This window comes from Burkholderia sp. GW821-FHT14F03 (assembly GCF_058803765.1).
This window is the reverse complement of sequence record NZ_JBXAPG010000042.1, coordinates 30,286-38,441: the sequence shown is the minus strand read 5'-3', so window position 1 is coordinate 38,441 and position 8,156 is coordinate 30,286. Positions and strand designations below refer to the sequence as shown.

Annotated in this window: 6 protein-coding genes; 2 read left to right on the top strand and 4 right to left on the bottom strand. The window is 70.4% G+C overall.

Translation table 11 applies throughout. From position 1 onward, the window contains the following. Positions 1-386: 386 nt before the first annotated feature. Both AC1RQF_RS25155 and AC1RQF_RS25150 read left to right on the top strand, forming a co-directional pair. The gene (locus tag AC1RQF_RS25155; protein ID WP_273996656.1) at positions 387-728 is read left to right on the top strand and encodes an FKBP-type peptidyl-prolyl cis-trans isomerase; all 342 of its coding nucleotides are present in this window, start codon (positions 387-389) and stop codon (positions 726-728) included. A 20-nt stretch (positions 729-748) separates the two neighbouring features. Further along, positions 749-1,501 (top strand): helix-turn-helix domain-containing protein, encoded by a 753-nt coding sequence (locus tag AC1RQF_RS25150; RefSeq protein ID WP_273996657.1) that lies wholly within the window; start codon positions 749-751, stop codon positions 1,499-1,501. 57 nt (positions 1,502-1,558) lie between these two features. Here the strand turns inward: AC1RQF_RS25150 and AC1RQF_RS25145 are convergent, their stop codons facing one another. The 4 genes from AC1RQF_RS25145 to AC1RQF_RS25130 form a co-directional block, all read right to left on the bottom strand. Then, positions 1,559-3,034: a TolC family protein gene (locus AC1RQF_RS25145; protein WP_492873204.1), complete on the bottom strand. Its 1,476-nt coding sequence runs from the start codon at positions 3,032-3,034 to the stop codon at positions 1,559-1,561. After that, on the bottom strand, positions 3,024-4,442 hold the full coding sequence (locus AC1RQF_RS25140) for an HlyD family type I secretion periplasmic adaptor subunit (RefSeq protein WP_492873203.1): 1,419 nt from the start codon (positions 4,440-4,442) through the stop codon (positions 3,024-3,026). The genes AC1RQF_RS25145 and AC1RQF_RS25140 overlap by 11 nt, the downstream gene beginning before the upstream one ends. 21 nt (positions 4,443-4,463) lie before the next feature. Then, on the bottom strand, positions 4,464-6,590 hold the full coding sequence (locus AC1RQF_RS25135; protein ID WP_492873202.1) for a type I secretion system permease/ATPase: 2,127 nt from the start codon (positions 6,588-6,590) through the stop codon (positions 4,464-4,466). A gap of 53 nt (positions 6,591-6,643) precedes the next feature. Then, positions 6,644-8,156: hypothetical protein (locus AC1RQF_RS25130; protein ID WP_492873201.1), on the bottom strand; the 1,513-nt coding region annotated here is incomplete at its 5' end.

Here is an 8,156-nt window from a genome sequence, read left to right as displayed (position 1 = left end):
CACCCTTGGCGGGGTCACCCTTGGCGGGGCCACCCTTGGCGGGGTCACCCTTGGCGGGGCCACCCTTGGCGGGGTCATCCTTGGCGGGGTCACCCTTGGCGGGGTCACCCTTGGCGGGGTCATCCTTGGCGGGGTCACCCTTGGCGGGGTCACCCTTGGCGGGGTCACCCTTGGCGGGGTCACCCTTGGCGGGGTCACCCTTGGCGGGGCCACCCTTGGCGGGGCCACCCTTGGCGGGGCCACCTTTGGCGGGGTCACCTTTGGCGGGGTCACCCTCGGCGGGGTCGCCTCGGCCGCTCCGATCCGTGCAACGGACCGCGCGCCGCGCACGCGAAGCGTGCGCTCCCCTACAATAGCGGTTTCGTTCGTTTTTTCAGGAGTCGTTCATGGAAGTCGTGACCACCGAATCGGGTCTCAAGTACGAAGATTTGACCGAAGGCAGCGGCGAGGAAGCGCGCGCGGGCCAGACGGTCAGCGTCCATTACACCGGCTGGCTCACCGACGGCCAGAAGTTCGATTCCAGCAAGGACCGCAACGATCCGTTCGCGTTCGTGCTGGGCGGCGGCATGGTCATCAAGGGCTGGGACGAAGGCGTGCAGGGGATGAAGGTCGGCGGCGTGCGGCGCCTGACGATTCCGCCGCAACTCGGCTACGGCGTGCGCGGCGCGGGCGGCGTGATTCCGCCGAACGCGACGCTCGTGTTCGAAGTCGAACTGCTCGACATCTGAGCCACGCCCCGCGCCCGATCATGGAAGCCGCCCTCGCGTCGCCCACCGTCTCGCTGCGCCGCTACGGCCAGTCCGAGGCGTCCGACGTGCACGACTTCCACCAGATCGTGCTGGGCGTCGATGGCGCGATGGTGATGTCGGTCGACGGCGTCGACGCGCGCATCGACCGGCATTCGGCCTGGCTGGTCCCGGCCGGCGCGCGCCACGCCTATGCCGGGCTCGGCGCGAACCGCCAGCTCGTGCTCGACCTGCCCGCCGCGTCGCTCGCGGTGCCCGCGCGGCTGTTCGAACGCGCCCGCACGCTGCGCCTCGAACCGGCCCTCGGCGTGCTCGCGGCCGAACTGGCCGGCCATGCGGAAGCAGGCGGCCGGCGCTTTCACTGGCAGGCCGCCGCGCGGCTGTGCGACGCGCTGGTCGCGACGCTCGGCGAAACCGCACCCACGGCGCGCGCGGGCGGGCTCGCCGTCGCGCGCATCGATCGCTGGCTGCGCGCGCACCTCGCCGAACCGCTGCGGGTCGCCGATCTGGCCGCGCACTGCGGCTTCGGCCTGCGGCGCTTTCATGCGCTGTTCTGCGACGCCTTCGGCGAAACGCCCCATCAATACCTGCGACGGCTCCGGCTCGACACCGCGCTGCTGCTGCTCGACGATCCGGGCCGCCCGCTCGCCGACATCGCGATCGCGGTCGGCTTCGCGGATCAGAGCGCGCTCACGCATGCGTTCACCGGCCGCTTCGGCCTCGCGCCCGGCCAGTGGCGCAACCTGCGTCACTGATCACGCCGCTTTTCGCTTCCGCTTCCCGGTTCCCGCCACGCCTGCCCCACGCGCCCGTCAATGCGGCGTCGCCTCCGGCGCGTCGAGGCTCCACATGCCGAGCTTGCCGAGCTTCGCGGCCAGTTGCAGCCGCGCCGAACGCCAGTCGGTGAGCGCCTGGATCCGCTGCCGCTTCGCCCCCGCCAGCGCGGACTGCGCGTTGAGCAGCTCCAGGATGTTGCCGACCCCCACCTGATAGCGATGCCCGGACGCGTCGTAGGAACGCTGCGCGAGCGCCAGCAGCGTCGCGCTGTTGTCGAGATTACGCGTCGCGCCTTGCAGCGTCTGGTAGGCATTCCACACATCGAGCCCGACCTGCTGGCGCGCTTCGTCGAGCAGGTCGCGTTGCAGCGTGGTCTGCGCGTCCGCCTGCCGGACCTGGTAGGTGCGCGCGAAGCCCTCGAACAGCGGAATCGTCACCTGCAGGCCGAGATACCACTCGCGATGCGAGGCCGGAAACACCGGGAAGCCGAGCTGCAAACTGGTCGGCTGGTTGTTGTAGTTGTACTGCCCGACCAGGTTCAGGCGCGGCAGGCCTTCCGCGCGCGTCTGCGCGGCCTTCGCGCGGGCGGCGTCGACCTGCGCCTCGGCTGCCAGCACCCCCGGATAACTGCGCTGCGCCTCCTTGATCAGCGCCTCGACCGAATCGCCGAACTCGCGGTTCGCCGTCACGCCGTCGCCAACGTCCGGCAGCGCGATCTCCGTGGTCGGCGCGAGATCCATGTCCGAGGCGAGCGCGCCCACCGCGCCGCGCCAGTCGCTCTCGGCCTTGGTCCGGTTGACGACCGCGTCCGCGTAGGCGGTCTGCGCCTGCAACTGGTCGGTGATCGCCGCCGCGCCGCGTTCGACGCGCGCGCTCGCGGCGTCCGCGCTGTCCCGCGCGGCGCGCTCGATCTCGCGCGCCGCCGTGTAGGTGCCCTGCGCGGCCTGCGCCGCGTAGAAATCCTTCGCCACCGTCGCGAACACCGTCTGCAGCGTCGCCTGCTGGTTCGCCTGCGCCGCCGCGAGCAGCGACGTTGCGTTGCGCAGCGCCGCCGAGCGGCCGCCGAAGTCGTACAGCACCCAGCTCAGCGACACGCCCGCGTTCTGCAGGTTCGTCCGGTAGTTCGAATCGAATTGCGGATAGCCGGTCACGTGGTTGCTCGCGTTGTCGCGCGTGCCCTGCCAGTTGCCGGTCACCGTCGGCAGGAACGCCGCGCGCCCCACCCCCACCGCGGCCGCCTGGATCTGCACGTTGGCCCACGCCTGGCGGGTCTTCGGATGTCCGCACAGCGCGCGCTCCACCGCGTCCTGCAGACGCAGCGGCGACGGCAGCTCGCCGAACGCGCAGGCCCGCGCGCCGTCGCCGAGCAGGTCGCTCGCGGGCGTCGCCGACACCGCGCGCCCGGTCAGGAACGGATCGAACGCGCACGCGGGCCGCGCGCACGCCAGGAGCGCGGCCAGTCCGAGCGCGCGGGCGGCAAGGCGCGCGCCGCGATGAAGATCAACGCTCACGCAAGCTCTCCTGCCCCGTCTGGATCACCGGATCGAGGAAGTAGTGCGCGACGCTGCGCTTGCCCGTGCGGATCTCGGCCGTCACCGCCATCCCCGGCGTGAGGTTGATCCAGGTGTCGTTGGCGCGGATCCGGTTGGTCGCGAGCCGCACCCGCACCGGGAAAGTCAGCCCGCGCCGACGGTCCTGCACCGCGTCGTTCGACACGGTCGCGACGGTTCCCTTCAGGTAGCCGTAGCGCGTATACGGAAACGCCTCGACCTTGACGATCGCCGGCTGCCCGACCTTGACGAAGCCGATGTCCTTGTTCTCGATGCTCGCGTCGACCTCGAGCGTATCGTCCGGCACCACCTCCATCAGCGGCGAGGCGGCGGTCGCCACGCCGCCCAGCGTGTGGATCCGCAACTGCTGGATCGTGCCGTCGACGGGCGCGGTCAGGCTCAGCAGCTTCTGCCGCGTGTCGGCCTTGGTCTCGTCGTTGCGGCTCTGCGCCAGCTGCTGGGTCGCCTTGTCGAGCAGGTCCATCTGCTGACGGCGGAACTGCGACGTGGTCGAGGCGAGTTCCGCGCGCTGCTGCGCGATCGCCGCCGTCAGCTCGCGCGCATGGCTGCGCTGCGCCGCCAGTTCGTGCTCCTGGCCCAGCGCGCTCTGCTCCTTGTCGAGGTATTCGGTCTTCGCCACGTACTTGTCGGCGGCGAGCGCGCGGTAGTCGTTGGCCTGCTGGCGCGCGAGCGGCGCGGTCGCGGCGAGCTTGGCGATCTGCTGCGCGGTGGTCGCGAGTTCCGCCTCGCGCTTGAGCAGCTCCGCCTGCGCGCTGCCGAAGCGGTCGCGATACTCGCTGTAGAAGCTCTCCGCGAAGCGCTGCGCCTCCAGCGCCTGCTGCTCGCTCGCGCCGTCGACCGGGCCGAGCGCGGGCATCTTGCCCTGCGTCTGCGCGGCCAGCAGCGCGCGCGAACGCTCGGCGGTCAGCGCCGCGTCGACGCGGCTCAGGCGCGCCTTGTCCGCATCGGCCGCCGCCTGCGTGGTGTCGAGTTCCATCAGCAGCTGCCCCGCGTGCACACGCTGTCCGTCGCGCACCAGGATGCTGCGCACGACGCCCGTCAGCGCGGGCTGGATCGTCTTCACCTGCTGTTTCGGGATCAGCTTGCCGGGCGCGGCCGCGACGATGTCGAGCTGGCCGATCAGCGCGATCGCGACAATCAGCGCGCCGAGCGCGACGATGACCCGCATCGTCCACATCGGCAGCGGATGCACGGGCGTCTCGACGAGTTCGAGGTGCGCGGGCAGGAACGCCCGCTCATGCGGCAGGCGCGGCGCGCCGTCGAGTGCGCGGCGGATCCGCCAGGCTTCGCGGAATACCGCGGCATAGCGCGCGAGCAGCGCGCCGAGCGCGTGAAGTTTCAGCATCATCGGTCGTGGCGAAAAGCGGCGTCATGCATGTTGCAGCGACACCAGGTGAGCGTAGTAACCCTGCAGGCCGAGCAGCGTGTCGTGCGTGCCGCTCTCGACGATGCGGCCCCGGTCCATCGCGACGATGTGGTGCGCATGGCGCACCGAGGTGAGCCGGTGCGCGATGATGATCACGGTGCGGCCCGCGCACATCGCCTGCATGTTGTGCTGGATGATCCGTTCGGTCTCGAAGTCGAGCGCGCTGGTGGCCTCGTCGAAGATCAGGATGCGCGGATTGGTGACCAGCGCGCGCGCGATCGCGATCCGCTGGCGCTGGCCGCCCGACAGGTTCGAGCCGTGCTCGCCGACCATCGTGTCATAGCCTTCCGGCAGCTCGGAGATGAACTCGTGCGCGCCGGCCAGCTGCGCCGCGCGGATCACCACGTCGAGCGACGCGCCGGGATCGGTGACCGCGATGTTCTCGCGGATCGAGCGGTTGAACAGCAGGTTCTCCTGCAGCACCACGCCGATCTGCCGGCGCAGCCATGCGGGATCGGCGAGCGCGAGATCGATGCCGTCGATCCTCACCCGCCCGTGCTCGGGCACGTAGAGCCGCTGCAACAGCTTGGTCAGCGTGCTCTTTCCCGACCCCGAGCGGCCGACGATGCCGATCACCTGCCCCGCCGCGATGTCGAGCGACACGCCGTCGAGGATCGTCGGGCCGTCGGGCCGGTAGCGGAAGCGGATGTCCTGGAAGCTGACGTTGCCGCGCACCGCGGGCAGCGTCTGGCGGCTCTGCGACAGTTCGGTGCGGGTGTTCAGGATGTCGCCGAGCCGGCTCATCGAGATCCCGACCTGCTGGAAGTCCTGCCACAGCTGCGCGAGCCGCAGCACCGGCGCGGCGACGTGCTGCGACATCATGTTGAACGCGACCAGCTGCCCCACCGACAGCTTGCCCTCGATCACGAAGCGCGCGCCGAGATAGAGCGTGACGAGCGACACGAGCTTGCCGACCAGCTGGATCAGCTGCTGCCCGACATTGCCGAGCGAGGTCACGCGAAAACCGGCCGACACGTAACCGGCCAGCTGGTTGTCCCAGCGCCGCGTGAACTGCGGCTCGACCGCCATCGACTTGACGGTCTCGACGCCCGAGATGGTCTCGACGAGAAACGACTGGTTGTCGGCCGTGCGCGCGAATTTCTCGTCGAGGCGCCGGCGCAGCACCGGCGTGATGCCCATCGAGATCGCCGCGTACACCGGCAGCGAGATCACCACGACGAGCGTGAGCCACACGCTGTACATGCACATCACGGCGAGGAAGATGATCGAGAAGAACAGATCGATCACCGCCGTCACCGCCTGCCCGGTCAGGAAGCTGCGGATGTTCTCCAGCTCGCGCACGCGCGCGACCGTGTCGCCGACGCGCCGCGCGCCGAAGTAGGCGAGCGGCAGCGCGAGCAGGTGGCGGAACAGCCGCGCGCCCAGTTCGACGTCGATGCGGCTCGCGGTATGCGCGAACACGTAGTTGCGCACGCCGCTCAGCACGACTTCGAACACCGCGCTGACGAGCAGCGCGACGCACACCACGTTCAGCGTGTTGAACGCGCGATTGACCAGCACCTTGTCCATCACCACCTGGAACATCAGCGGCGACACGAGCCCGAACACCTGCAGCACCGCCGACACCAGCAGCACTTCGAGCAGCAGGCGGCGGTACTTGACCACCGCCGGGATGAACCACGAGAAGTCGAAGCGCGCGAATTCGCCGGCCAGCGTCGCGCGCGACGCGACCAGCAGCACCTGCCCGCCCGTGCGCGCGATCACGTCGGCCGGCGTGGACACCGTCGGCGACGGCGCGTGCGCCTCCGCGATCAGTGCTTTCCCGGCATCGCACGCGGCCAGCACGAAATGCGCGCCGTCCCCGGCGAGCATCAGCGCGGGCTTCGGCAGCGCCGCGAGCCGCTCGACGCTCGCCCGCACGCGGCGGGTCTTGAGGCCGAGCGAACGCGCGGCCAGTTCGAGGTCGGCCGCGCCGAGCGCGCCGTCCGGCAGCCCGCTCGCGTGGCGCAGCTGGTCGGCGTCGGTCGCGAGGCCGTGGAACTGCGCGATCAGCACGAGCGCCGCGAGGCCGGCATCCGGCATGGAGGGAGTCGATTGAAAGTCGTTCATCGTCGATCAGACAGAAAGGCCGCCGCCCCCGGCGGGGGCGGCGGCGGACGCGGTCAGTGCCAGTTGGCCGCCAGCACCGGCTGCAGCGATTTCTGCTGCTCCGGCGTGATGGCGGTTGCGCCCGCAACGGGCGGCGCGAAGCTCGCCATCGCCTGAACCAGGCTCTCGACGCTCAGCCCCGACAGCGTCTTGCCGTCGCCCGCGACGATCGAACCCGGGCGATCCGGCTGCGACGCATACCAGTTCTTCAGCGTCACGGTCTCGGCGCTGCCCGTCACCGAAATGCGCAGATCGTCGCCGGCATGCTGGAACCACAGACGCTCCGCGCCGACCTCCGCGCCGAACGCGAGCTTGCCGAGGCTCCCCGCGTAATCGAGCTCGTAGGTGCCGTGGCCGACCTGCACCGTCGCGAGCGCGCCCTTGAGGGTCGCCACGTCGTGACCGTCGCCGAGGCGCAGCGTCGCGAGCGACCCCGTGCTGTCGATCACGTTGCGGCCCGCGCCCACCGTCAGTTGCCGGAACGCGCCCGTCACATGGTTGTCGCCGTTGCCGAGCGTGATGGCCGCGTTGCTGTCGCTGCCCGTCACGTGGTTGTTGCCGCCGCCTGCCGTCACCGTCGCGCCGGAGCCGAGCAACTCGATCGTGCTGTCGCCGTCGCCCGTGGTCAGCTTCGTGCCGCTGCCCGTCGCCGTGACCGCGTGCGCGCCCGATCCGCCCAGCGTCGCCGAGCCGAACGTGCCGCCTTGCAGCAGCACATGGCGGCCGCCCGTCGCGGTGACGGTCGACATCGCCTCGCCCTGGTCGATCGCGACCTGACTGTCCGCGACGTCGACCCTGGCCATCACGCCGACCTTCTGCACGCCGGGCTGCACCAACAGTTCGAGCGCCGACTCCGCCGACTGGCCCGATGCGGTGGTCGCCCTGACCTTCACCGCGAGCGGGCCGGTCATGGCCGCGCCCGGCGACAGCGTCAGGCGGCCTTGCGCCGCGTCATAGCCGAGCCAGACCGGCAGCGGTGCGCCGTCCGCGAGACTGACCGTGTAGCTGACGACTTCGTCGCGCGGCAAGGCGAACAGCGACGCCAACGGATTGCTGGTCCAGGGCTGGGCCGAATCGGCCATCCACGCGGTCGGCGCGCGGCCGGACAGCGTCGGCGCTGCGGGGAAGGTCGGCGTGATCGGGTCGACCTTGACCGGCGGGACCGTCGGGATTTTCACCGGTGTCAGATCGACCGGCACGAGCTTCACCGGCGGGAGCGGCTGCATCGGCGGCACCGTCGGGATCTTGATCGGCGTCACATCGATCGGGTCGAGCTTCACCGGCGGGATCTTCACCGGCGTCACATCGATCGGATCGAGCTTCACCGGCGGAATCTTCACCGGCGTCACATCGATCGGATCGAGCTTCACCGGCGGAATCTTCACCGGCGTTACATCGATCGGATCGAGCTTCACCGGCGGGATCTTCACCGGCGTTACATCGATCGGATCGAGCTTCACCGGCGGGATCTTCACCGGCGTCACATCGATCGGATCGAGCTTCACCGGCGGAATCTTCACCGGCGTC

Excerpts from the sequence above, each read along its gene's own strand:
- AC1RQF_RS25140 (WP_492873203.1), bottom strand. The coding sequence starts at position 4,442 with ATGATGCTGAAACTTCACGCGCTCGGCGCGCTGCTCGCGCGCTATGCC.
- AC1RQF_RS25155 (WP_273996656.1), top strand. The coding sequence starts at position 387 with ATGGAAGTCGTGACCACCGAATCGGGTCTCAAGTACGAAGATTTGACC.
- AC1RQF_RS25135 (WP_492873202.1), bottom strand. The coding sequence starts at position 6,590 with ATGAACGACTTTCAATCGACTCCCTCCATGCCGGATGCCGGCCTCGCG.
- AC1RQF_RS25150 (WP_273996657.1), top strand. The coding sequence starts at position 749 with ATGGAAGCCGCCCTCGCGTCGCCCACCGTCTCGCTGCGCCGCTACGGC.